Annotated in this window: 20 protein-coding genes; 8 read left to right on the forward strand and 12 right to left on the reverse strand. The window is 76.1% G+C overall.

The window, feature by feature from the left end; translation table 11 throughout:
- Positions 1-28: 28 nt before the first annotated feature.
- The 3 genes from B9L22_RS17440 to B9L22_RS17450 form a co-directional block, all read right to left on the reverse strand.
- Complete coding sequence (locus B9L22_RS17440) at positions 29-829, reverse strand: MBL fold metallo-hydrolase (protein ID WP_086151309.1); 801 nt, start codon at positions 827-829, stop codon at positions 29-31.
- A complete protein-coding gene (locus tag B9L22_RS17445) occupies positions 826-3,012 on the reverse strand; it encodes an alkaline phosphatase family protein (protein WP_086151310.1) in 2,187 nt (728 codons plus the stop codon). Before B9L22_RS17445 ends, B9L22_RS17440 begins: the two co-directional genes overlap by 4 nt.
- Before the next feature lie 97 nt (positions 3,013-3,109).
- Positions 3,110-3,343 carry a DUF3046 domain-containing protein gene (locus tag B9L22_RS17450; protein WP_034655650.1) on the reverse strand — a complete coding sequence of 78 codons (234 nt, stop codon included), beginning with the start codon at positions 3,341-3,343 and terminating at the stop codon, positions 3,110-3,112.
- 161 nt (positions 3,344-3,504) lie between these two features.
- On the opposite strand from B9L22_RS17450, the gene B9L22_RS17455 reads away from it, so the two are divergent.
- Both B9L22_RS17455 and B9L22_RS17460 read left to right on the forward strand, forming a co-directional pair.
- Positions 3,505-8,478 carry a DEAD/DEAH box helicase gene (locus B9L22_RS17455; protein ID WP_086151311.1) on the forward strand — a complete coding sequence of 1,658 codons (4,974 nt, stop codon included), beginning with the start codon at positions 3,505-3,507 and terminating at the stop codon, positions 8,476-8,478.
- A gap of 44 nt (positions 8,479-8,522) precedes the next feature.
- Positions 8,523-9,362 carry a DNA-formamidopyrimidine glycosylase family protein gene (locus tag B9L22_RS17460; RefSeq protein WP_061267560.1) on the forward strand — a complete coding sequence of 280 codons (840 nt, stop codon included), beginning with the start codon at positions 8,523-8,525 and terminating at the stop codon, positions 9,360-9,362.
- A gap of 51 nt (positions 9,363-9,413) precedes the next feature.
- Here B9L22_RS17460 and B9L22_RS17465 read toward each other — a convergent pair whose 3' ends face one another.
- From B9L22_RS17465 to B9L22_RS17480, 4 genes are all read right to left on the reverse strand, one after another.
- The gene (locus B9L22_RS17465) at positions 9,414-9,755 is read right to left on the reverse strand and encodes a helix-turn-helix domain-containing protein (protein WP_021483863.1); all 342 of its coding nucleotides are present in this window, start codon (positions 9,753-9,755) and stop codon (positions 9,414-9,416) included.
- Positions 9,756-10,145: 390 nt separating this feature from the next.
- The gene (locus B9L22_RS17470) at positions 10,146-10,682 is read right to left on the reverse strand and encodes a CinA family protein (RefSeq protein ID WP_369824862.1); all 537 of its coding nucleotides are present in this window, start codon (positions 10,680-10,682) and stop codon (positions 10,146-10,148) included.
- The gene (gene pgsA, locus B9L22_RS17475) at positions 10,679-11,308 is read right to left on the reverse strand and encodes a CDP-diacylglycerol--glycerol-3-phosphate 3-phosphatidyltransferase (protein ID WP_021483781.1); all 630 of its coding nucleotides are present in this window, start codon (positions 11,306-11,308) and stop codon (positions 10,679-10,681) included. The genes B9L22_RS17470 and pgsA overlap by 4 nt, the downstream gene beginning before the upstream one ends.
- Positions 11,309-11,371: 63 nt before the next feature.
- Entirely contained in the window at positions 11,372-14,206 is a 2,835-nt protein-coding gene (locus B9L22_RS17480) for a DNA translocase FtsK (RefSeq protein ID WP_233140218.1), read from the reverse strand.
- 121 nt (positions 14,207-14,327) lie between these two features.
- Between B9L22_RS17480 and B9L22_RS17485 the strand changes: the two genes are divergently transcribed.
- Positions 14,328-15,233, forward strand: coding sequence for an MBL fold metallo-hydrolase (locus B9L22_RS17485; protein WP_086151313.1), 906 nt, complete (start codon positions 14,328-14,330; stop codon positions 15,231-15,233).
- An 18-nt stretch (positions 15,234-15,251) separates the two neighbouring features.
- Here B9L22_RS17485 and B9L22_RS17490 read toward each other — a convergent pair whose 3' ends face one another.
- Positions 15,252-15,617, reverse strand: coding sequence for an Imm51 family immunity protein (locus B9L22_RS17490; RefSeq protein WP_086151314.1), 366 nt, complete (start codon positions 15,615-15,617; stop codon positions 15,252-15,254).
- A 46-nt stretch (positions 15,618-15,663) separates the two neighbouring features.
- Positions 15,664-16,110, reverse strand: coding sequence for a hypothetical protein (locus tag B9L22_RS17495; RefSeq protein WP_336244610.1), 447 nt, complete (start codon positions 16,108-16,110; stop codon positions 15,664-15,666).
- Positions 16,111-16,175: 65 nt separating this feature from the next.
- Between B9L22_RS17495 and B9L22_RS17500 the strand changes: the two genes are divergently transcribed.
- Positions 16,176-16,766, forward strand: coding sequence for a TetR/AcrR family transcriptional regulator (locus B9L22_RS17500; RefSeq protein ID WP_086151315.1), 591 nt, complete (start codon positions 16,176-16,178; stop codon positions 16,764-16,766).
- A gap of 49 nt (positions 16,767-16,815) precedes the next feature.
- On the opposite strand, the gene B9L22_RS17505 is transcribed toward B9L22_RS17500, so the two are convergent.
- From B9L22_RS17505 to dapA, 3 genes are all read right to left on the reverse strand, one after another.
- On the reverse strand, positions 16,816-17,505 hold the full coding sequence (locus B9L22_RS17505) for a DUF4328 domain-containing protein (RefSeq protein WP_158097227.1): 690 nt from the start codon (positions 17,503-17,505) through the stop codon (positions 16,816-16,818).
- A gap of 272 nt (positions 17,506-17,777) precedes the next feature.
- The gene (locus B9L22_RS17510) at positions 17,778-19,463 is read right to left on the reverse strand and encodes a ribonuclease J (protein WP_034655491.1); all 1,686 of its coding nucleotides are present in this window, start codon (positions 19,461-19,463) and stop codon (positions 17,778-17,780) included.
- A gap of 50 nt (positions 19,464-19,513) precedes the next feature.
- Positions 19,514-20,458, reverse strand: a complete 945-nt coding sequence (gene dapA, locus B9L22_RS17515; RefSeq protein ID WP_086151317.1) for a 4-hydroxy-tetrahydrodipicolinate synthase — start codon at positions 20,456-20,458, stop codon at positions 19,514-19,516.
- 137 nt (positions 20,459-20,595) lie between these two features.
- On the opposite strand from dapA, the gene B9L22_RS17520 reads away from it, so the two are divergent.
- From B9L22_RS17520 to B9L22_RS17535, 4 genes are all read left to right on the forward strand, one after another.
- Positions 20,596-22,080, forward strand: a complete 1,485-nt coding sequence (locus tag B9L22_RS17520) for an NAD-dependent succinate-semialdehyde dehydrogenase (protein WP_086151318.1) — start codon at positions 20,596-20,598, stop codon at positions 22,078-22,080.
- A 265-nt stretch (positions 22,081-22,345) separates the two neighbouring features.
- Complete coding sequence (locus B9L22_RS17525) at positions 22,346-22,969, forward strand: TIGR00645 family protein (RefSeq protein ID WP_051028262.1); 624 nt, start codon at positions 22,346-22,348, stop codon at positions 22,967-22,969.
- The gene (locus B9L22_RS17530) at positions 22,966-23,799 is read left to right on the forward strand and encodes an AzlC family ABC transporter permease (protein ID WP_086151319.1); all 834 of its coding nucleotides are present in this window, start codon (positions 22,966-22,968) and stop codon (positions 23,797-23,799) included. Before B9L22_RS17525 ends, B9L22_RS17530 begins: the two co-directional genes overlap by 4 nt.
- Positions 23,796-24,116 carry an AzlD domain-containing protein gene (locus B9L22_RS17535; RefSeq protein ID WP_043658086.1) on the forward strand — a complete coding sequence of 107 codons (321 nt, stop codon included), beginning with the start codon at positions 23,796-23,798 and terminating at the stop codon, positions 24,114-24,116. The genes B9L22_RS17530 and B9L22_RS17535 overlap by 4 nt, the downstream gene beginning before the upstream one ends.
- Position 24,117 lies beyond the last annotated feature (1 nt).

The following is a 24,117-nucleotide window of genomic DNA, read 5'->3' on the forward strand; positions in this document are numbered from 1 at the left end:
CGCCCCGGCGTGTCCGCGACTCGCGGGCTCACCCGTCGTCGTCCGCGGACCACGACTCGCCGGGCCGCAGGACGACGACCCGCGTCCCGGGCGCCTCGCGCTGCGCGGCCGCCTCGAAGGCCGCGCCCGCGTGGTCCATCCAGCCGCGCGGCAGGTGCTGGCCGCCCGGCGCGTGCAGCGTCCCCCAGTGCACCGGCACCGCGACCCGCACCCCGACCTCGGCGCACACCCGCGCGGCCTGCACCGGGCCCAGGTGCCCGCCCGAGAGCCGCGGCCCCCACCCGCCGACCGGCACGAGGGCCACGTCCACCGGGCCGCCCGCGAGCGCCGGGAGGTGCGCCATCCCGGGGTGGTGCTCGGTGTCGCCCGCCACCCACACGCGCAGACCGTCGGGACCGGTGGTCCGCACGAGGTGACCGTTCGCGGCGTTGGGCCGGTGCGGCATCGGCCGGTGCCCGTGCACCGCGGTGACGAGCCGCGTCTCGACCCCGGCCCCCGGCGGGCCCACCGCGTGCCACTCGTCGCCCAGCCCGACGCCGCGCAGCCCCTTGCCGCGCAGCCACCGCGCGTTGGCGGGCGCCGTGAGGACCGGCACGTCGCCGAGGAGCCGCAGCGACCGCAGCTCGGCGTGGTCGTGGTGGAGGTGGGACAGCAGGACGGCGTCGCCGCCCCGCCACACCGGGGCCGGCTGCTCGCCGCGCCGGCGGAGCATGCCCGCGTGCCGGTGCAGGAGCGGGTCGGTCACGAGCCGCACCGTCGGCCCGCCGGGGGTCGCGGCGAGGTCGAGGACCGCGCTCGAGTGGCCCAGCCACGTCACGGTGACGCTCACGCGCCGCTCCCCCGGCCCGGCGCGTCCTCGGCCACCGGCGGCCGTACCCCCAGGTCGGTAAGCCACGCGACGAGCCGGCGGTGCACCGCCTCCGCCCCGACGAGCATCGGCGTGCCGTCGACGTCCTCGAGCTCGTCGTCGGGCACCGCGAGGTGCGCGGGGTGCACCAGCACCGCCTGGTTCTGCGCCCCGCCGAGGCCGCCGTGCGACCCGACCAGGCCCTCGAACGCGTGCACCATCCCGACCTCGTCGACGCTGGACACGAGCACGAGGTCCCCGGCGTCCTCCAGCCCGGCGACGCGCACGAGGTCCGCCGCCGCGCGCGACCCGAACGACGCGACCGGGTCGGCGCCGACGACCTCGCCCGTCAGCAGGTCGCGCGAGCCACCACGGCCGTGCGCCCGGACCTCCCCGCGCGGGCCGCGCTCGACGACGACGCCGACCGCGGGGTTCGCGACGAGACCCGGGAGCAGCGCGGGCCACCGGGCGCGGACCTCGTCGCCCGTGAGGCGCCGCGGCTCGCGCGGGAACCACACCATCCCGAGGTTGCCCGACCCGACGACCGCGACCTCGGGCAGCTCGGGCAGGGCGGGTGCGGCGTCGGCGCGGCGCTCGGAGCGGTCCGGGCCCACGAGCATGCGGCCCGCCTGCGCGTCCGGCTGCCCGGGCCGCAGCGCGTTGAGAGCCGTGTTCGCGGGGCCCCACGCCTCGCTGTCCGGGGCCGTCGCCCGACGCCGGCCCTCACCCCGGGCGGACCCGGCGCCGTCACGCGCGCGGCCGTCGTCGTCCGCACGAGCCCCGTCACCGGGCGGGTCGAGCGCCATGAGGCGTCGCACCTCGTCGAGGAAGGACCGCCCGGTGACCTGCTCGAACGTCGGGCCGAGCGACTGCCCGTGGTCCGAGAGCACGACGACGTCGTAGCGCCGGGGCGCGACGGCCGCGACCTGCTCCCAGAGCCCGACGACGCGGTCCAGTCCCTCGAGCGCGCGCAGCGACTCGGGCCGCAGCGGCCCGGCGTGGTGCGCGATCTCGTCGTAGTCCACGAGGTCGACGCAGACGACGGGCGCCCCGCGCACGAGCTGCTCCGCGACGAGCGTCGTGTTGAGGTCGCGCAGCACGACGTTCGTCACGGCGCGCAGCACCGGGTACCAGCCGAGGCGCGAGACGCGCGGCTCGACGCCGCGCACGGCCTGCTGCCAGCCCTGGTAGAGCTCCTTGAGCAGCTCGCCGAGCGCGACGACCACGGCGCGCACGAGGACGAACGGGCTCGCGAAGAAGTGCACGAACATCTGTCCGGGCCCCAGGCCCTCGCGCGCCCGGCTCATGACGAGCAGGCTCGTCGCCGCGTCCCCGGAGAACATCGTCGAGACGGCCACGCCGCCCCCCGCGAGCAGACCCGCGCCGTCGCTCGTGCGCGCCTCGACCGCCGCCGCGTCCGCGGGCCGGTTCGTCACGACGAGCCTTCCCAGCGCGCGCGACCACCACCGGAAGGCGGGGACGTGCTCGGTCGACCCGTGCAGGAGCCCGACGGTCGAGGCCGGCGTCGTCGCGGGCACACGGGCCCACCACGTCGTGAGGTGGTGGCTGCCGTCGCCGAGCCACCGCGCGAGCGTCGGGGCCAGGCCGGCCTGGAGGGCGTAGTCGAGCGTGGGGCGCGCGACGCCGTCGAGCAGGACGACGAGCAGGCCCGCCGGGCGCTCCGCCGCGGCGCCCGCGGCGGCTCCCCGGGGCACGCCCGCCTGGCGTCGCGCGCGCCGGAGCAGGTCCCCGATCACGTACTCGTTGTCGCTCGCCCCGACGACCCAGCGCCCGAGCGCCATGAGCACGGCCGCGATGACGAGGACGGCGAGGACGTCGGTCCACGTCCCGCTGCGGAACCCCGGGAGGTAGGTGAGCGCCGCCCACGCGACCGCGACCTGGGCGACCACGCCCGAGACGAGCGCGCCGACGACGCCGGACCGGCGCGCGACCCCGCGCAGCACCGGGCGCAGCAGCGCGTCGCCCACCGCCACCGCGAGCGCCGCGAGGACGAGCGACCAGGGGTTGGTCACCTCGACCCCGGGGACGACCCAGATCGCGAGCCCCAGCCCGGCCGCCGTCGAGACGAGCGACCAGGCCGCGCCGCGCACGTCGGCGGCGGTGAGGCGCAGCGTGGCGAGGCGGCCGCGGGCGGGAACGCTCATGCCGCCATCATCGCGGGGCACGGCGGGGTGCGCCCCTCGGGCGTCCCCGTGTCCCGGGCAGGTCGGGGCAGGTCGGGGCCGGGCAGGTCGGGGCCGGTCAGCGGCGCGGCGGCGCCTGGCGGTGGTCGTCGTTCCCCCAGCGCCGCGCGTCGGGCACGTCGAGCGCGTCGCACAGCGCGTGCCAGACGACGCGCGGCTCGACCCCGTCCTCGAGCGCCTGGGCGGCGGTCCGGTCGTCGAGCGCGGACAGCACCTGCTCGCGCACGTAGGCGCGGCCCAGGGCCGCACCGAACACCTCGTCGACCAGCTCGGAGAACTCGCGGTAGCGCACGGACCAAGCCTTGCACGGATCCGCGGCCGCCCGGTCGCGCGCCGGGACGCGCGGGCCGCACCGCGTCGCCCCGGGGTCGCACCGAGGGCGCACGGGCGGGCCGCCGGGGCGCCGGCACGCTGCGGCGGGCGCGTGTGGGTGGGCAGCCCCAGAATGGGCGCGTGACCTCGGACCCGCTCGCCCGCTTCGCCGCGCCCACGCGCGCGTGGTTCTCGGGTGCGTTCGACGCGCCGACCGCCGCCCAGGCCGGTGCGTGGGAGGCCGTGTCGAGCGACCGGCACGCCCTCGTGGTCGCCCCGACGGGCTCGGGCAAGACGCTCGCCGCGTTCCTCTGGTCGCTCGACCGGATCCTCGCCGCGCCCCCGGACGAGGCCCCGGCTCGCGAGGCGCGCTGCCGCGTCGTCTACGTCTCCCCGCTCAAGGCGCTCGCCGCGGACGTCGAGCGGAACCTGCGCTCGCCGCTCGCGGGCATCCGCCAGGCCGCGGTGCGGCTCGGGCTCGACGTGCCGGACGTCGTCGTCGGCACCCGCACCGGGGACACCCCCACGAGCGAGCGCCGCCGGCTCGCGACCCACCCGCCCGACATCCTCATCACGACGCCCGAGTCGCTGTTCCTCGTGCTGACGTCGCAGGCGCGCGCAGGGCTGGTGGGCGTCGAGACGGTGATCGTCGACGAGATCCACGCGGTGGCGGGCACCAAGCGGGGCGCTCACCTGGCCGTGTCGCTCGAGCGCCTGGACGCGCTGCTCGAGGCGAACGAGCGGCCCCCGGCGCAGCGCGTCGGGCTCTCGGCCACGGTCCGCCCCGTCGAGGCGGTCGCGACCTTCCTCGGCGGGCACCGGCCCGAGGCCGAGGGCGGGCGCGAGGTCGTCGTCGTGCAGCCGCCGTCGAGCAAGCGCATCGAGGTCGAGGTCGTCGTGCCCGTCCCGGACCTCTCGGACCTCGGGACGGCGGCGCTCGTGCCGGACGCCGGGTCGCGGTCGGACGGCGGCCTGCCGCCCCTGCCCCCCGGCGAGCGCGACCTCACGGGCCCGGCGACGTCGCGCCCGACGGGCGCGCCCGACGTCCGGCCGCCGCGCCCGTCGGTCTGGCCGCACGTCGAGGAGCGGGTCGTCGACCTCGTCACCGACCACCGCTCCACGCTGGTCTTCACGAACTCGCGCCGCGGGGCGGAGCGCCTCACGGCGCGCATGAACGAGCTGTGGGCCGAGCGCCAGGGCGAGGACGTGCTCGACCCGGGCACGGTCACCGCGGCGCAGGTACAGGCGCAGTCGGGCGCGAGCTCGGGCGTCGAGCCCGTCATCGCCCGCGCGCACCACGGGTCGATGAGCCGGGCCGAGCGCACGCGCACGGAGACCGAGCTCAAGGACGGCCGGCTGCCCGCGGTGGTCGCGACGTCGAGCCTCGAGCTCGGCATCGACATGGGCGCGGTGGACCTCGTGGTCCAGGTCGGGGCGCCGCCCTCGGTCGCGTCCGGCCTGCAGCGGATCGGGCGCGCGGGCCACCAGGTGGGGGCCGTGTCGCACGGCGTGGTGTTCCCGACGCACCGGGGCGACCTCGTGCCGTCGGCGGTCGTCGCCGAGCGCATGCGCTCCGGCGGCATCGAGGAGCTCCACGTGCTCGCCAACCCGCTCGACGTGCTCGCCCAGCAGGTCGTCGCGATGGTCGCGGTCGACGAGTGGACGGTCGCGGAGCTCGCGACGCTCGTGCGGCGCAGCGAGCCCTACGCGCACCTCGGCGACGCGTCGCTGCACGCCGTCCTCGACATGCTCGCGGGCCGCTACCCGAGCGAGGACTTCGGCGAGCTGCGCGCGCGGATCGTGTGGGACCGCGCGTCGGGCCGGCTCACCGGGCGACCGGGCGCGCTGCGGCTCGCCGCGACGAGCGGCGGCACGATCCCCGACCGCGGGATGTACGGCGTGTTCCTCGCCACGGACGCCGGGACCGGGACCGTCGCGGGCGACCCGGACACAGCGGGCGGCCGCGCCCCGCGCGGCGGCAAGCGCGTCGGCGAGCTCGACGAGGAGATGGTCTACGAGTCTCGCGTCGGCGACACGTTCACGCTCGGGTCGAGCACGTGGCGCATCGAGGACATCACGCCCGACCGCGTGCTCGTCACGCCCGCGCCGGGCATCCCGGGGCGGCTGCCGTTCTGGAAGGGCGACTCCCCCGGCCGACCCGCCGAGCTCGGCCGTGCGCTCGGCGCGTGGGTGCGCGAGACGGACGCGCTCGCCGCCACCGACCCCGACGCGGCGACCGACCGGCTCCGCACGGCAGGCCTCGACGCGTGGGCGAGCGACAACCTGCTGGCCTACCTGCGCGAGCAGCGCGACGCGACCGGGCGCGTCCCGGACGACCGCACGGTCGTCGTCGAGCGCTTCCGCGACGAGCTCGGCGACTGGCGCGTCGTCGTGCACTCGCCGTACGGCGCGAAGGTGCACGCGCCGTGGGCGCTCGTGCTCGCCGCGCGCCTGCGCGAGCGCTACGGGGTCGACGCCGCCGCGATGCACGCCGACGACGGCATCGTCCTGCGGCTCCCGGACACCGGGGACTCGTGGCTCGAGGGAGCGACCGACGGCTCGGGCGGCCTCGGCGGGGACGCGCCCGTCGTCGGCGTCGAGGACCTGCTCCTCGACCCGGACGACGTGCTCGACGCGGTGCGCGACGAGCTCGGCGGGTCGGTGATGTTCGCGTCGCGGTTCCGCGAGGCCGCCGCCCGCGCGCTCCTGCTGCCCCGGCGTCGTCCGGACCGGCGCCAGCCGCTGTGGCAGCAGCGGCAGCGCTCGGCGCAGCTCCTGTCGGTGGCGTCGGAGTACCCGGAGTTCCCGATCGTCCTCGAGGCGGCGCGCGAGTGCCTGCAGGACGACTTCGACGTCGCGGCGCTCACCGACCTCATGCGCGACCTCGCCGCCGGGCGCGTGCGCCTCGTCGAGGTGACGACCCCGACGCCGTCGCCCTTCGCGCAGTCGCTCCTCTTCGGGTACACCGCCCAGTTCCTCTACGACGGCGACGCCCCGCTCGCGGAGCGCCGCGCCGCCGCGCTGTCGCTCGACCCCACGCTCCTCGCCGAGCTCCTGGGCGGCGACGGCGTCGCGGCCCAGCTCGCCGACCTGCTCGACCCCGCCCAGATCGAGCGGACCGAGGCCGAGCTCGGCGCGCTCGCGCCCGAGCGGCAGGCGCGGCACGCCGAGGACGTGTGGGACGTGCTGCGCCGGCTGGGCCCGCTCACCGAGGCCGAGGTCGCGGCGCGGACCCGCGAGGACGTGCGCACCGACGTCGCGGCCTGGCTGCGCGAGCTCGAGGCCGCGCGCCGCATCATGCCCGTGCGGCTCGCGGGGGTCGCGCCCGAGCGTGCGCAGCAGTGGGCGGTCGTGGAGGACGCCGGCCGCCTGCGCGACGCGCTCGGCGTAGCGCTGCCCGTCGGCATCCCCGAGGTGTTCACCGAGCCCGTCCCCGACCCGCTCGGCGACCTCGTGCGCCGCCACGCCCGCACGCACGGCCCGTTCACCGCCGCCGACCTCGCCGCACGCCTCGGGCTGGGCGTCGCCGTCGTCGTGCAGACGCTCGAGCGGCTCGAGGCGGCCCGGCTCGTCGTGCGCGGGCGGCTGCGGCCGGAGGCGATCGGCGGCACGGGCGACGACTGGTGCGACGCCGAGGTGCTGCGCGTCCTGCGCCGGCGCTCGCTCGCCGCGCTGCGCGCCGAGGTGGAGCCCGTCCCCGCCGAGACGCTGGGCGTCTTCCTCCCGCGCTGGCAGGGTCTCGGCGCGCTGCGCGGCGTCGACGGGCTGCTGCGCGTCGTCGAGCAGCTCTCCGGCGCGGCCGTCCCCGCGTCGGCGCTCGAGACCCTCGTGCTCCCGGCGCGCGTCAGCGACTACACCCCGACGATGCTCGACGAGCTGACGACGACCGGCGAGGTCGTGTGGTGCGGGCACGCCCCGCTGCCCGGCTCGGGCGGCGGCGACGGTCTGGTCAGCCTGCACCTGGCGGAGTGGGCGCCGCTCACGCTGCCCGACCCGGGCCCGGCGCCCGAGACCGGCCTCCACGCCACGCTGCTCGACCTGCTGGAGGGCTCGGGCGGGTACTTCCTCCCGCGGCTGGCCGAGCGCGCGGGCGCGGAGACCGTCCCGACGCTCGAGGCGCTGTGGGACCTCGTGTGGTCGGGCCACGTGACGAACGACGGCCTCGGGTCGCTGCGCGCACGGCTCGGCGCCGCCGGGGGGACCCACCGCGCGCCGCGCGCCCCGGCGCGTGCCCGGCCGCTCGCGCGCGGCCGGTTCGCGGGCCTGCGACCGCCGACGTCGCCCGAGACGGCCCTGCGCGGCGGCGCCGGACGGTGGTCGGCGCTGCCCCCGCGCGAGCCCGACCCCACCCGCCGGGCGCACGCGCTCGCCCGCGTCCTGCTCGACCGCCACGGCGTGCTCACGCGCGCCGTCGCGCCCGCCGAGGGCGTCGCGGGGTCGTTCCGCGCGGTGTACCGCGTGCTGAGCGAGCTGGAGGCCACGGGGGCGGCGCGGCGCGGGTACTTCGTCGAGCACCTCGGCGGCTCGCAGTTCGCGCTCCCCGGCGCGGTCGACCAGCTCCGGACCGACGCGCAGGACCGCGAGCGCGCGCTCGAGGCCGACGCCGCGGCGGCCGCGACCGACCCGTTCGCCCCGCTCCCCGACGCGCGGACGTCGCGCGGCGGTCCGCGTCCCGGCGCCGTGCTGCTCGCCGCGACGGACCCGGCGAACCCCTACGGCGCGGCGCTGCCATGGCCCGCCCGCCCGTCGACCGGACCGGGCGCACCCGGCGCGCCCGGCACGGACGGCACGACCGGGGAGGGCTCGCGCGGTCACCGCCCGGGCCGCAAGGCGGGCGCCGTCGTCGTGCTGAGCGACGGCGACCTCGCGCTCTACGTGGAGCGCGGCGGGCGGTCCGTGCTGTCCTTCGTGGACGGCCCACGCCTCGCCGAGGCGAGCGCGGCGTTGGTCCGCGCCGTGCGGGCGGGCACGCTCGGGAAGATCGTGGTGCAGCGCGTCGACGGCGTCGAGGCCCTCGCGGGCGCCGGCACGGCCCGGACCCCGGCGGACGACGCGGTGCGCGCGCTGCTCGACGCCGGCTTCCGCGCGACGCCGCGCGGCCTGCGGGCGGCCTGACGTGCGCCGGTCGTCGCGCGTGCCCGACCACGGAGGGCGGTCACGTGCCCGAGGGTGACATCCTGCGTCTCGTGTCGGCCCGCCTCGACGAGGCGCTCAAGGACCGGGTGCTGGTCCGCTCGGACCTGCGGTGGCCGAGCGCCGCGGAGATCGACCTGGTCGGGCGGACGGTCGTCGGGAACCAGGCCTACGGGAAGCACCTGTTCACGCGGTTCGACGACGGCCGGTCCCTGCACACGCACCTGCGCATGGAGGGGTCGTGGCGGCTCGCCCGGACGGGCACGCACGACGCGCGCGGGGCGGAGCCGAACGTGCGCGTCGTCCTCGCGAACGAGTGGTGGACGGCGGTCGGGAACCGGATCGGCATGCTGCACGTGCTGCGCACCGCGGACGAGCGCGTGATCGTCGGGCCGCTGGGTCCCGACGTGCTCGGCGACGACTTCCCGGAGACCGGGCTGCCCGAGGCGGCCGCGCGGATGCGGGCCGACGACGCGGCGGGCGGGAGCGGCCCCCGGTACCGGCCGGAGCGGGCCGCGACGGGCGTGCCCGTCGCGGAGGCCCTGCTCGACCAGCACCTCGTCGCCGGCATCGGCACGATCTACACGGCCGAGTCGCTCTTCGCCGAGCACGTCTACCCGTGGACGCCCGTCCGCGACGTCGAGGACCTCGAGGGCCTCCTGCTCACGGCGCGGACGCTCATGCAGCGCACGGTGCGGCACGGGTTCGACCCGCGCGCCGGCGTCGTGCGGCACGTGCACGGGCGCACACGAAAGGCGTGCCACGTGTGCGGCACGCCTGTCGCGGAAGGTACGGCGAACGAGCCCCCGTACGACCGTCCGATCTTCTGGTGTCCGACCTGCCAGGCACCGCCCGCAGCAGGATGACGGCGGGCGTCGCTGCCCCCGCTCCCGGTGCGGCCGGTCCCGGCCCGACCGTCAGCCGACGGGCTGCAGGTCCTCGCGGCGTGCCGTGCCCTCGGGATGCTGGCGACCCAGCACGGCCGTCGCGAAGTCGGCCGGGATGGTGTCGGGGATCAGCAGACCCTCGGCGACGGCGACCCGGTCGCTGACCTCGCGCAGCACCAACGACATCGGGATGTCGAGCGCCTCGCAGATCGAGCCGAGGAGCTCCGACGACGCTTCCTTCTGACCGCGCTCGACCTCGCTGAGGTAGCCCAGCGAAACCCGTGCGGCGGAGGACACCTCTCGCAGGGTGCGCCCCTGTCGCTGGCGAGCGTCTCGCAGCACGTCCCCGATCTCTCGTCGAAGAACAATCATCTGGCGACCCCCTTCCGTGTCCCGTGCGCCCCCGGGAGCCGGAGAGGCCCCCACCTGGGTGCGCGAACTGCTCGTGCCGGTCTTCCTGTTCACTGCCCCGCGTGACGGGGTCGTCCTACCGTACCCCGCCCGCGGTCCGCTCACGTCGCCGGTGCCCCGTGCGGGACGGGGCGCGGGCGCGTTGTCCGTGCGTCCCACCGGTCGGTTGACGGTCCTGTTGGCGATCACGTGCTGTGCAACGTCGCGACGTGGGGTGTTGTTCCCGCGCCGGGCCTCCCGGCCGCTCCCCCGCGGCACGTTCACGACGTCTCCACGACGCCTCCGGCCCGGTCCACGCCTGGCCGGGCGGCCGACGCTCCCGCCGACGATTTCACCCGGCAGGGGGCATCGTCACGCCGTCGGTGGCCGGGGCCCGACCGCCGCGCGCGCGAGGGCCACCGCGGCGGCCACGGTGGCGGCGCGGACGGCCGTGCGGTCGCCCGCCAGGTGCAGCTCTCGCACCTCCGTGCCCCCCGGTCCGCTCGCGGCGACGAAGACGGTGCCCGGGGCCCGGCCGTCCTGCGGGTCGGGGCCCGCGACGCCCGTGGTCGCGACCCCGACGTCGGCCCTCAGCACGTCGCGCACGCGCTCGGCCATCTGGCGTGCGACCTCCGGGTGCACGGCCCCGTGCGCGGCGAGCAGACCGCCGTCGACGCCGAGGACCGACTCCTTGACGTCGGTCGCGTACGCGACGACGGCGCCCCGGAGCACGCGCGAGGCGCCGGGCACGTCGACGATCGTCGCGCTGAGCAGGCCGCCCGTGAGCGACTCGGCCGTCGCGAGGGTCCACCCGCGGGCCTCCAGAGCGCCGAGCAGCTCGACGACGTCGGGCCGGACGTCCGGGCCGGTGATCGACGAGCTCCCCGGCGGGACCGGAGCTTCGATCACGAGACGGGCGCGCCGTCCGTGCTCGGACCCCGCTCGACGACCCGGGCCGCGCGCACCGCGTCGCGGCGCAGGCGCCAGCCCTGGTACGCGTACTCCAGGCCGGTCACGACGGTCACGAGGATGGCCGCGGCGAGCACGATCCAGGCGACGACGCCGACGAACGCCGGCAGGTGCGCGAGCGGCAGCACGAAGAGCGTGATCGCGACGGTCTGCAGCACGGTCTTGAGCTTCCCGCCGCGGGACGCGGGCATGACCGCGTACTTGAGGACGGCGAACCGCAGGAGCGTGACGCCCAGCTCGCGTGCGAGCACGACGACGGGGACCCACCAGGGCAGCTCGCCGAGCGGCCACGCCAGCAGCACGAGGGCGGTCCCCACGAGCAGCTTGTCCGCGATCGGGTCGAGGAGCTTGCCCAGGTCCGTGACGAGGTCGTAGCGCCGCGCGAGGTAGCCGTCGAGGCGGTCCGACGTGGCGGCGAGGACGAAGATGCCCGTCGCGACGAGGCGCCACGTGACGGACTCCCCGCCGTCGACGAGGAGCGCCCACGCGAAGAACGGGACGAGCAGGATCCTCGCCATGGTGACGAGGTTCGCGGAGTTCCACGGCGAGGGGACGGCGTTGACCACGTCACCAGCCTAGGGGGTCGTCCGGGGTGCGCCGACCGTCGGCGGCACCACCGGCCGCCCGGGTCACCGCCAGCCCGACTCCACGTCGGCGCCGTCGTGGTACTCCGTCGCGACCGGGGGCATGTGCCCGTCGGTGCCCTCGCCGTAGTCGTGGCCGCCCCCTGCGGCCGAGGGCGCGGGGGCCGCGGCGGGCGCCTGGCCGTCGAAGACGTCCTGCGCGGGCTCGCCCCGGATGAGGGCGAGCGCCGACGACAGCTCCTCGGGCGTCACGAGCACCTCGCGGGCCTTGGACCCCTCGGACGGTCCGACGATCTCGCGCGACTCCAGGAGGTCCATGAGGCGACCCGCCTTGGCGAACCCGACGCGCAGCTTGCGCTGGAGCATCGACGTCGAGCCGAACTGCGACGTCACGACGAGCTCGGCCGCCTGGAGCAGCAGGTCGAGGTCGTCGCCGATGTCCTCGTCGATCTGCTTCTTCGTGGCCGCCTGCGTGACGTCCTCGCGGTACACGGGCTTGAGCTGGCTCTTCACGTGCTCGACGACGGCGTGCACCTCGGACTCCGAGACCCACGCGCCCTGCACGCGCATGGGCTTGGCCGCGCCCATGGGCAGGAACAGGGCGTCGCCCTGGCCGATGAGCTTCTCCGCGCCGGGCTGGTCGAGCACGACGCGCGAGTCCGCGAGGGACGACGTCGCGAACGCGAGCCGCGACGGCACGTTCGCCTTGATGAGGCCCGTCACGACGTCGACCGACGGGCGCTGCGTCGCGAGCACCAGGTGGATGCCCGCCGCGCGCGCGAGCTGCGTGATGCGCTGGATCGAGGCCTCGACGTCGCGCGGGGCGACCATCATGAGGTCGGCGAGCTCGTCGACGACGACCAGCAGGTACGGGTACGTCGCGATCTTGCGCTCGGAGCCGGGCAGCGGCTTGACCTTGCCGGCGCGGACGGCGGCGTTGAAGTCGTCGATGTGCTTGAACCCGAACGCGGCGAGGTCGTCGTAGCGGGCGTCCATCTCGCGGACGACCCAGTCGAGCGCCTCGGCGGCCTTCTTCGGGTTCGTGATGATGGGCGTGATGAGGTGCGGGATGCCCTCGTAGATCGTCAGCTCGACGCGCTTGGGGTCCACGAGCACGAGCCGCACCTGCTCCGGCGTCGAGCGCATGAGGATCGACGTGATCATGGAGTTGATGAAGCTCGACTTGCCGGCGCCCGTCGCGCCCGCGACGAGGATGTGCGGCATCTTCGCGAGGTTCGCGACGACGTAGCCGCCCTCGACGTCCTTGCCGACGCCCATGACCATGGGGTGCTCGGTGCGCCGCGCGGCCGACGACCGCAGGACGTCGCCGAGCACGACCGTCTCGCGGTCCGTGTTGGGGATCTCGATGCCGATGGCCGACTTGCCGGGGATCGGCGCGAGGATGCGCACGTCGGCGCTCGCCACCGCGTACGCGATGTTGTTGGACAGCGACGTGATGCGCTCGACCTTGACCTTGGGCCCGACCTCGACCTCGTAGCGCGTGACCGTCGGGCCGCGCGTGAACCCGGTGACCTTCGCGTCGACCTCGAACTGCTCGAACGTCTGCGTGAGCGCCTCGACCACGCGGTCGTTCGCGGCGGAGCGCACCTTGTGGGGCGCGCCCTTGACGAGCGCGTCCTCGTCCGGGAGCAGGTAGACCGTGTCGCCCTCGAGCATGGGCTGCACGCCCCGCGGCATCGGGCCGGGCGGGGGCGGCGGCACGCTGCCGACGCCGTCCTCCGGGGAGGGCGCGACCGCGCCCATCGCGGCCGCCGCCGTGTCCTGCGCGGTGCCCTGCCCGACGGCGGGGACCACCTCCGTGGCGGCGGTGCCGGCGGACGGCTCCTCCGCGCGACGCTTCTTCCCCCGGCCGCGCGGCGCGTCGTCCTCGTAGTCGAGGAACGCGGCCGTCTCGAACGCCTCGTCGCCCGAGAAGCCGCCCTCGGGCTTCTCGATCTCGGCCGCCTCCGCCGCGCGCTGGGCCTTGGTGCGCCGCGGCTTGCGCGGTCGGCGACCCGTCGCCGGCTCGCTGCCGTCGTGGCGCGAGACGCCCTCCGCGAGCGGGAGCCCGTCGGCGTCGAGCGCGTCGTCCTCGGTGCGGTGGTTGCCGGTGAGCACGTCGTAGAGGCCGCGCAGCCGGCTCGGGATGCGGTGCACGGGCGTCGCGGTGACGACGAGCAGCCCGAAGAACCCGAGGAGCAGGAAGATGGGGACGGCGAACCACGGCGTCAGCCCGGCGGTCACGGGCGTGGCCGCCAGGTAGCCGACGATGCCCCCCGCGTCCTGCACCGCCGCGAAGCCGTCCCGCGGCGCGGGCAGGTCCTCCGAGATGTGCACGAGGGAGCACACGGACACGACGATGAGCGTGAGCCCGATCGCGACGCGCGAGTTCGCCTGGGCGCGCTCGGGGTGCCGCATGATGCGCACCGCGAGCCAGAGCAGCAGGACCGGGACCGCGACGCCGGCGAGACCGAACGTCCCCGCGACGACGCCGTGGACGACCTTGCCGAACGTGCCCTGGATGCCCCACCACTCGCGGGCCGCGACGACGACCGCGAGGGCGATGAGGGTGAACGCGACGCCGTCGCGCCGGTGTGCCGGGTCCAGCTCTCTTGCTCCTCTTCCGATGGTGCGCACGAGCGATCCCACGCCGTGCGCGGCGCCGAGCCAGACCCCCCGCACCGCCCGGACGGGCCACGGCGGCCCCGCCGCCGGGCGGCGCGCCGGGCGGCGCGCGCTGGAGGAGGAGGACCGTCCGCGACCGGTTCCGGCGCGCGACGTGCCGCGGGCCGTGGACGAACCGCCGCGCGCCGCGGTGCGGGGCGCTGGTGTGCGGTTGCTCGCGGTCCGACGTGCCTGCGGGGACGTGCGGGTCGCCATAGTGGTCCTAACCTACCTGCGAGGGACGACGGCGCCCGGGACCCCGGGGCGCGTGTCCCCCGCGGACCGGGGTCCGGGCACGTGCCCGCGACCCGGTCCCGCGAGGACGAGCGGAGGACCGATGGACGATCACGCGGGCGTGCGGCGCAGCACCGCCGACGTACCCGCGGACGGCGAGCAGGCGCACGCGCGCGACCTCGTGGAGGTCCGCCCGGGGGTCTGGGTGGCGACCGCGACGATCTGGGCGACGACGTCGACGGTCGTGGTCGCGCCCGACGGCGAGGCGCTCGTCGTCGACCCCGCGGTCACGGTCGAGGAGGTCGAGGCGCTGGCCGCCGCCGTGCGCGGTCGCGGCTGGCGCGTGACGGCCGGGTTCGCGACCCACCCGCACTGGGACCACGTGCTGTGGTCCCGCTCCTTGGGCGACGCCCCGCGCCACGCCACGGCCCGCGGCGCCGACGCCGTCCGGTCGCGGGAAGCGGACCTGGTCGCCGCGACCGACGCCGCCGCGCCCGGCCACGACCCGACGCTCGTCGGCGCGCTCACGCCGCTCCCCCGCGGCGCACGACGCCTGCCGTGGCCGACCGCACCGACCCCCGGTCAGGCCGAGGAGCGGCCCGGCGCGCGGGCAGACCGGAAGACCGACGTCGTCGTGGTCGAGCACGACGCCCACGCGCCGGGGCACGCGGCGCTCGTCGTGCGGGGCGTGCTGCTCGCGGGAGACATGCTCTCGGACGTGGAGGTGCCGCTCGTCGACACCGGGTCGCGCGACCCGGTGCGCACGTACCGCGGGGCGCTCGACGCGCTCGAGCTCGCGGCGCGCGACGTCGACGCGCTCGTCCCGGGCCACGGGAGCCCGGCCGTCGGCCGTGCCGCCGTCGCCGCGCGCTTCGCGGCCGACCGCGCCTACCTCGACGCGCTCGAGCACGCGGTCGCGCACGCCGACGCCGTGGTGCGCGACGACCGGCTCACGGGCTACGTCGCGACGTGGCACGACGAGCAGCTCGCCGCGCTCCGCGCGCGCTGACGCCCCACGGCTCCGGGTTCAGTCGTCGAGCCCGAGCTCGACCGACCGGGCGAGCGCCGAGTCGAGGGCCTGCTCGTCGGTGACGAGGCGGTGCAGGTGCCGCGCCGCGACGTGCAGGGCGTCGAGGTCGGAGCCGTAGACGCTCACCATGCCGCCCTCGGGGTCGAACCCGACGGCGCCCAGCGCGTCGGGCTCGTGATCGGTCAGCGTGGCCTGGAGCGCGCCGGAGAAGTCGTAGCCCGAGCCCTCGACGTCGTGCCGCTCGAGCGCACCCTTGTGGAGGTGCCACTCCGGCCCGCCGGGCGAGTAGATGATGCTCCACCCCTGCGCCAGCGTGACGAGACGGACAGGGTCGAGCGGGACGAAGTCCTCGGCGGTGGTCATGCCGGAACCGTAGCGAGAGCCACCCACGTCCGGCTCCCGGGGTCGGTCAGCCGAGGAAGAGGCCGACGGCGAGCGTCACGACGCCCGCCGCGAGGACGACGGCCCCCGCGGGGAGCAGCACGACGGCTCGGTTCGGCGTCTCGCGTCCCGGGCCCACGGCCGACAGGAAGAAGCCGGCCGGGAGCAGGATCGCCGCGACGAGCACGCCGGTCGCCGCGAGCCAGCGCCAGGGGCCGGCGAGGCCCGTGGCCTCCGTGAGCAGCAGGCAGACGAGGCCGAGGATCACGAGCACCCCCGCGTGCGCGTGCCCGGCACGGAAGAACGACGTCTGGAACCCGGTGGCCGGGACCCGCCGCGTTACCACGCGCACGAGGAACGCCCCGCCGGACTCGATGCCGACGACGGTGAGGAGGACGATGCCGGCGGTGAGGCGGGCGGCGTCGGTGAGCTCGAGCACGGGGACCTCCAGGGGGCGGCGCGAGAGCTCGCGCACCGGTTTGCGAACACTGTTATAGAACATCGTTCGCGAACACTCGTCAAGACCCCTAGACTCGGCGCGTGGCACGACCTCGACTGCACGACGACGCCCTGCGCGACCGCCTCCTCGACGTGGCGTCGCGCGCCGTCTCCACGCACGGGGAGGCCGCGGTGACGGTCCGGTCGGTCGCGACCGAGGCCGGGACGAGCGCATCGGCCGTCTACGCGCTCTTCGGCAGCCGCGACGAGCTCGTCGCCGCCGTCTCCGCGGAGGGCTTCCGGCGCTTCGCTGCACACCTCGCCACGGTCCCCCGCACCGACGACCCCGCTGCCGACCTGGCGGCCCTCGGCCGCGCGTACCGCGACTTCGCGCTGGCCGACCCGCACTTCTACGCCGTGATGTTCGCGCGCGGCGTCCGGCCGGGGCCGGACCGGCCCGAGGCGGTCGAGGAGCCCACGTTCCGCGTGCTCCGCGACGCCGTCGCACGCCTCGTCCCCGAGGACGCGGGTGCCGCCGACGTCGCGCTCGGTCTGTGGGGGCTCGTGCACGGTCTGGTCTCGCTCGAGCTCGCGGGCCTCGTGCCCGGCGGGGACGACGCCCGGGCGGCGCGCTACGCCGCGACGCTCGCCGCCGTCGGTCCGGGGCTCGTGCGGCGCGGCGCGGCGACGTAGCCCCGGGAAAGCCGGACCGCCCGCCCGTCCCCGGCGAGCGCCCGCGTGGTCACCGGGCGTCGGCACCCACCGCAGCACGCTGGCCCGCGGTGATCTCGCGGACGGTGCGCACCCACAGGACGAGCGCGAGGACGAGGCCCGCGGTGCCCACCGTCTCCGCGACGGGCAGCAGCGCGAAGGTCCCGGCCGCACCGGCCGCACCGGCCGAGGAGAGCGTCGTCAGCTGCGTGGCGACGTTCGTCGCGACGCTCCACAGGAGCCACCCGGCCCACCACCACCCGAGGCCGCGGCGCGGGGCGGCGACGGTCGCGGCGCGCACGTCGCGGACGACCTGGTACGGGAACCAGAACGCGACGACCGGCACGATCCACCCGAGCCAGACCCACACCCGGCTGCGCGCGTGCCCGCGCGCGGGCGACACGGCCTCGGCGAGCACGCGGCTCTGCCACAGCCACAGGCACGTCACGATCGCCGCGGCGAGCTGGACGGGAAGGAGCAGCAGGCCCACGGCGTCGTACCCGGTGAGGACCTCGGCGCTCGGGGTGCCGGCGCGGGCGGCGCGCTCGAACTCCTCGGCCGCGCCGAACGACGTGACCCAGGCCAGCACCTGCACGGCGGTGACCGCGACCGCGAGCGCGATCGCCCCCGTCGCGAGGCCGCCGGGGACGGGCGGTCGCGGGACGTAGCCGTACCCGCCGCCGTACGCGCCGTGCACCGGGGCCGTCGGCTGCCCGTACACGGGTGCCGAGGGCGGAGTCAGTGCGGAGGGACCCGCGGGCGGGGGCGCCGCCTGCCCGTACGCGGAGACGGGCGCGGTGCCGTACGCGCCGTACCGCGGTACCGGCCGGCCGGGTGCCGAAGGCTGTCCGGGGACGGGGCCGCCGGGCTGTCCGTAGGACGGGACCCCGGAGGGGTCGTGGTGCGTCAAAGGGTGCCTCCTGCGCTGGTCGGGGCGCCAGCATACTGGCGCCCCGACCTGGGCGGAGACCGGTCCGACGCCGGTCGCGGAGGCTACGCCTCGACGACGACCGGGACGATCATCGGACGACGGCGCAGGCGGTTGGAGACCCACCGGCCGATGACCCGGCGCATGACCTGCTGGAGCTGGTGCGTGTCCGTCGCACCGCCGGCGATCGCGTCCTCGAGCGCCTTGACGACCTCGGGCTGGATGTCCTGGAACACCTTGTCGTCCTCGGCGAACCCGCGCGCGAGGATCTGCGGCCCCGCGAGGACCTTGCCCGTCGCGGAGTCGACGACGGCGAACACGGAGACGAAGCCCTCCTCGCCGAGGATGCGGCGGTCCTTGAGCTCGGCGTCCGTGATCTCGCCGACGCTCGACCCGTCGACGTACACGTACCCGCACGGCACGGCACCCACGACGGACGCGCGCCCGTCGACGAGGTCGACGACGACGCCGTCCTCGGCGAGGACGACCCGGTCGGCCGGCACGCCCGTGCGGACCGCGAGCGCCCCGTTGGCGACGAGGTGGCGGACCTCGCCGTGCACCGGCATGACGTTCTTGGGCTTGAGCACGTTGTAGCAGTAGAGGAGCTCGCCCGCGCTCGCGTGGCCGGACACGTGCACCTTGGCGTTGCCGCCGTGCACGACGCGCGCGCCGAGGCGTGTGAGGCCGTTGATGATGCGGAAGACGGCGTTCTCGTTGCCCGGGATGAGCGACGACGCGAGGATGACGGTGTCGCCGTGGCCCACCTGGACCTTGTGGTCGCCGTTCGCCATGCGCGACAGGGCGGCCATCGGCTCGCCCTGCGACCCCGTGCACATGAGGACGATCTCGTCGTCGCGCAGCGAGTCGACCTTTTTCAGGTCGATGAGCACGCCCTCGGGCACGTGGAGGTACCCGAGCTCGGACGCGATCGTCATGTTGCGGACCATCGAGCGCCCGACGAGCGCGACGCGGCGGCCGTGGTGGTGCGCGGCGTTGAGGACCTGCTGCACGCGGTGCACGTGCGACGAGAACGACGCGACGATGATGCGCTTCTCGGAGGCGGCGAAGACGTTGTCGAGCACCGGGCCGATCTCGACCTCGGGCGTGACGAACCCGGGCACCTCGGCGTTCGTCGAGTCGACCATGAACAGGTCGACGCCCTGCTCGCCCAGGCGCGCGAACGCGCGCAGGTCGGTGATGCGCCCGTCGAGCGGGAGCTGGTCCATCTTGAAGTCGCCCGTGTGCAGCACGGTCCCGGCGCCGGTCGTCACCGCGACCGCGAGCGCGTCGGGGATCGAGTGGTTCACGGCGACGAACTCGCAGCGGAACACGCCGAGCTGCTCGACCTGCCCCTCCTTGACCGCGAGGGTCACGGGCGAGATGCGGTGCTCCTTGAGCTTCGCCTCGACGAACGCGAGCGTGAGCTGCGACCCGACGAGCGGGATGTCGCGGCGCAGGCGCAGCAGGTACGGCACGGCGCCGATGTGGTCCTCGTGGCCGTGCGTGAGGACGATCGCCTCGATGTCGTCCAGCCGGTCCGCGATGTAGTCGAAGTCCGGGAGGATGAGGTCGACGCCGGGCTGGTTGTCCTCGGGGAAGAGGACGCCGCAGTCGATGACGAGCAGGCGCCCGTCGTACTCGAGGACGGCCATGTTGCGGCCGACCTCACCGAGACCGCCGAGGGCGACGATGCGCAGCCCTCCCGCGGGGAGCTCGGGAGGCAGGGAGAGTTCGGGGTGGGGATGGCTCACGGGGCCTCCTGTCGTGGCTGAGCCGGGGGTTTCGAGGGCTCCTGCCCTCGCTAGTTCGTGGGTGCGGCAGCGCCTGCCGCGGTGGTCGCGCCCGCGAGCACGCCCGCGGCGGCGAGGGCGTCGCGCACGAGCGCGACGTCGTCCTCGGTCGCCGCGACGTTCGGCAGGCGCAGGAAACGGTTGTCGGTGACGCCGAGCAGCTCGACGGCGGCCTTGGCCATGACGGCCTGGAAGCCGGCACCGTTGAGCGCGTCGATGACGGGCGTCGTGGTGAGGAAGACCTCGAGCGCGCCCGCCGGGTCGCCGGCGTCGAAGCGGCGCACGACCTCCGCGAACTGCGGCGCGACGGCGTGCGCCGACACGGAGACGATACCCGCGGCGCCGTGCGCGAGGAACGGGAGCAGCAGCCCGTCGTCGCCGCTGTAGAAGGCGAGGCCCGTCGAGGCCGCGAGCTTCGCGGCGGCGTACACGTCGCCCGTCGCGTCCTTGGTCGCCACGACCCGCTCGTGCGCCGCGAGGCGCGCGTACGTGTCGGGGGCGATGCGCACCCCGGTGCGGCCGGGGACGTCGTACAGCATGACCGGGAGGTCCGCCGCCTCGGCGATCGCGACGACGTGGCGGTAGACGCCCTCCTGGCCGGGGCGCGAGTAGTACGGGGTGACGACGAGGAGCCCGTCCGCCCCCGCCTCGGCGGCCTGCTCGGCCATGCGCAGCGCGTGGTCGGTGTCGTTGGACCCGGCGCCCGCGAGGACCGCCGCGCGGTCGCCGACCGCCTCGACGACGGCGCGCACGAGGTCCTGCTTCTCGGGAGCGTGGGTCGTGGGCGACTCGCCCGTCGTGCCGCTCAGCACGAGGCCGTCGTTCCCGCCGTCCACCAGGCGCTTCGCGAGCCGGGCCGCCGCCTCGAGGTCGACGGCGCCGTCGGGCGTCATCGGGGTGACCATGGCCGTGAGGACGGCACCGAACGGGCGCGCGGGGGTGGCGGGAAGGACCATGTGCACAAACTACCGTGCGGCGGGTCGTCGCACCGCGCCCGTCCGGCAGCGGCCGGGCGGCGTGCGCGGCACGGGCCCGGCGCCCCGCACCGCTCGCCCGGGTGCGTCCCCGCGACCCCCAGGGCGATACTCGGAGCATGTCCCGCCCCGCCTCGACGTCGAACCTCTCCCCCGCGCTCGTCGCCCACGTGCCCACCGGGCTGCTCGTGGACGGCCACTGGGGTCCTGCCGAGGGTGGGCGGACCTTCGAGGTCGAGGACCCGGCGACCGAGGAGTCGCTGTTCGACGTCGCGGACGCGAGCCCGGCGGACGCGCTGCGCGCGCTCGACGCCGCGCACCGTGCGGCGCCCGCGTGGCACGCGACGCCCCCGCGCGAGCGGGGCGAGGTGCTGCGCGCCGTCTACGACCGGGTCGTCGCGCGGGCCGACGACGTGGCCGCGCTCATCACGGCCGAGTGCGGCAAGCCGCTCGCCGAGGCGCGCGCCGAGGTGCTCTACGGCGCGGACTTCCTGCGCTGGTACGCGGAGCAGGCGGTCCGCGCCGACGGGCTCGCGCGGACCGCGCCCGCGGGCGGCAACCGCCAGCTCGTCTTCCGCCGGCCCGTGGGGCCCGCGCTGCTCGTCACGCCGTGGAACTTCCCGATCGCCATGGCGACGCGCAAGATCGGCCCGGCGCTGGCCGCCGGGTGCACGGTCGTCGTCAAGCCCGCGCGGCTCACCCCGCTCACGACGGCGCTCGTGGCGGAGGTGATCCGTTCCGAGCTCGCCGACCGCGGGCTGCCGACGGGCGTCGTCAACGTCGTCCCGTCGTCGCGCGCCGCCGACGTCACCGAGCCGCTCCTCGCGGACGAGCGCCTGCGCAAGCTGTCGTTCACCGGCTCGACGCCCGTCGGGCGCACGCTGCTCGAGAAGGCGTCCGCCCAGGTGCTGCGCACCTCGATGGAGCTCGGTGGCAACGCCCCGTTCCTCGTCTTCGCGGACGCCGACCTCGACGCGGCGGTCGAGGGCGCTGTCGTCGCGAAGCTCCGCAACGCGGGGCAGTCGTGCGTGGCGGCGAACCGCTTCCTCGTGCACGACGCCGTCGCGCGGGAGTTCTCCCAGCGCCTCGCCGCCGCGTTCGCGGACCTGCGGGTCGGGCCGGGCGCCCAGGACGGGACGCAGGTCGGGCCGCTCATCGAGGCGAAGGCCGTCGACAAGGTCGCCGAGCTCGTCGACGCGGCGGTCGACGGCGGGGCCCAGGTGCTCACCGGCGCGGAGCGGCCCCGCTCCCCCGGGTACTTCTACTCCCCCACCGTCCTGTCGGGCGTCGACCCGGACGCACGCGTCGTCACCGAGGAGATCTTCGGCCCGGTGGCGCCCGTCGTCGCGTTCGGCGACGACGACGAGGGCATCGCGCTCGCGAACGCGACCGAGTACGGGCTCGCCGCCTACGCGTACACGACGTCGCTCGACCGGGCCGTGCGCGTCTCCGAGGAGGTCGAGGCCGGCATGATCGGCGTCAACCGCGGCCTCGTGTCCGACGCGAGCGCCCCGTTCGGCGGGCTCAAGCAGTCCGGCCTCGGCCGCGAGGGCGGCGAGGCCGGCCTCGAGGAGTACCTGGAGACGGTCTACGTCGCCCTCTGACGTCGCCCCTCCCCCCGCCGCCGCCGCCGAGCACGGGGTCACGGACCGGGATCCGACGATCCCGGTCGCCGTCCCCGTGCTCGACGGGCGGGTGGGTCCGTCCTCGTCACCGGCAGTGCGGGCGGGCCTGCGGGGCCCTCACGCGGCGTTGGTACCCTGACGCCCCGGTGACGACCGGTGACCGGTGCCCCGCGCGCCGGACGGTCGTCGCCGTCCGCCGTCACCGACTCCCGGAGAGCCCACGCCCGTGCCCTCGACGCCCGCGTTGACCACCAGCCCGAACGTCCCCTCGCCCAGCGCCCGCGTCACCACCGTCGGGTACATGATCTTCGCGTCGCGCTGGCTCCAGGCGCCGCTGTACTTCGGCCTCATCGTGGCCCAGGTGGTCTACGTGTGGCAGTTCCTCAAGGAGCTGTGGCTGCTCGTCGTGGGCGGTTTCACGGGCCGCGCGACAGATCACGCGACGCACGAGGTGGTCAGCTTCGGCGCCGAGGAGATCATGCTCGCGGTGCTCGGGCTCGTGGACGTCGTCATGATCTCCAACCTGCTCATCATGGTCATCGTGGGCGGCTACGAGACGTTCGTCTCGCGCATCCGGCTCGAGGGCCACCCCGACCAGCCCGAGTGGCTGAGCCACGTCAACGCGAACGTGCTGAAGACGAAGCTCGCGATGTCCATCGTCGGCATCTCGTCGATCCACCTGCTGCGCACGTTCATCGACAGCAGCCGGTACACGCCGACGCAGCTCATGTGGCAGACGCTCATCCACCTCGCGTTCGTCCTCTCGGCGCTCGCCCTCGCGCTCATCGACCGCATGTCCCTCACCGCGCACCAGCGCGCGGCGAACGCCGCCGCCGCGGGCGAGGGCCCGGCCGACCCGCACGCATGAGCCGGCCCGACGACGTCCCCCGCCCCCGCGCCGACCCCGCGCCCGAGGTGGCGCGGGCGGACGCCGCGGACGTGCCGGACGTCGTCGAGCACGTGGCCGAGCAGGCCGTCGAGGACGAGGTCCGCGCCGCGGTCCGCCAGGCCGTGTCCGTCTCCGTCGCGACGGGCCTGTACGGCATCTCGTTCGGCGCGCTGTCGGTCGTCGCGGGCCTCGACGTCGCGCAGACCATGGCGCTGAGCCTGCTCATGTTCTCGGGCGGCTCGCAGTTCGCGCTCATCGGCGTGGTGGGCGCCGGGGGCGCGCCGGTCGCCGCGATCACCACGGCGGGCTTCCTCGGCGTCCGCAACGCGCTCTACGGCGCGCAGCTCGGCCCGTTGCTCGCGCTGCGCTCGTGGCACAAGGTCGTCGCTGCCCAGTTCACGATCGACGAGTCGACCGCCGTCGCGACCGCGCAACGGTCCCGGCGCGCCGTCCGGGCCGGTTTCTGGTGGACGGGCGTCGGCATCTTCGTCCTCTGGAACGCGATGACGCTCGTCGGGGCGCTCGCGGGCGACGCGCTGGGCGACCCGCGCGCGTGGGGGCTCGACGCCGCCGCGGCGGCCGCGTTCCTCGGCCTGCTGTGGCCGCGGCTCGCGACGCGCGCGATGCAGCTCACCGCGGCCGCGGCGGTGGTCGTCGCGGCAGCGCTCGTCCCCGTCGCACCGGGCGGCGTGCCGGTGCTCGCGGCGGCCGCGGTCGCCGTCGTCATCGGTCAGGTCGACGCGCGGCGCCGACGAGCCGCCGACCGTGCGGGGACCGCGGCCGGTCCCCGCGGAGAGGAGCCCTCGTGACCTCAGCGACCGTCTGGGTCGTCGTGCTCACCGCGTCCGCGGTGTGCTTCGCCCTCAAGCTCGCCGGCCACCTCGTGCCCGAGCACTGGCTCGCCGACGAACGGGTCGCGCGCACCGCCGCGCTCGTCACCGCCGCGCTCCTCGCGGCGCTCGTCACGGTGCAGACCGTCGGCGACGGGCAGGCCCTCGTCGTCGACGCGCGCCTGCCCGCGCTGGGCGTCGCGGCCGTCGCGCTCGCGCTGCGCGCGCCGTTCATCGTCGTCGTGGTCCTCGCCGCGGTCACGGCCGCGGGCCTGCGCGCGCTCGGCTGGGGCTGAG

The sequence above is a fragment of the Cellulosimicrobium sp. KWT-B genome (assembly GCF_002127155.1).
Lineage (GTDB): Bacteria > Actinomycetota > Actinomycetes > Actinomycetales > Cellulomonadaceae > Cellulosimicrobium > Cellulosimicrobium funkei.

Bases quoted from the DNA above. Each gene is read 5' to 3' on its own strand.
- B9L22_RS17445 (WP_086151310.1), bottom strand. From the start codon at position 3,012: ATGAGCGTTCCCGCCCGCGGCCGCCTCGCCACGCTGCGCCTCACCGCC.
- B9L22_RS17465 (WP_021483863.1), bottom strand. From the start codon at position 9,755: ATGATTGTTCTTCGACGAGAGATCGGGGACGTGCTGCGAGACGCTCGC.
- B9L22_RS17480 (WP_233140218.1), bottom strand. From the start codon at position 14,206: ATGGCGACCCGCACGTCCCCGCAGGCACGTCGGACCGCGAGCAACCGC.
- B9L22_RS17485 (WP_086151313.1), top strand. From the start codon at position 14,328: ATGGACGATCACGCGGGCGTGCGGCGCAGCACCGCCGACGTACCCGCG.
- B9L22_RS17490 (WP_086151314.1), bottom strand. From the start codon at position 15,617: ATGACCACCGCCGAGGACTTCGTCCCGCTCGACCCTGTCCGTCTCGTC.
- dapA (WP_086151317.1), bottom strand. From the start codon at position 20,458: ATGGTCCTTCCCGCCACCCCCGCGCGCCCGTTCGGTGCCGTCCTCACG.
- B9L22_RS17520 (WP_086151318.1), top strand. From the start codon at position 20,596: ATGTCCCGCCCCGCCTCGACGTCGAACCTCTCCCCCGCGCTCGTCGCC.
- B9L22_RS17530 (WP_086151319.1), top strand. From the start codon at position 22,966: ATGAGCCGGCCCGACGACGTCCCCCGCCCCCGCGCCGACCCCGCGCCC.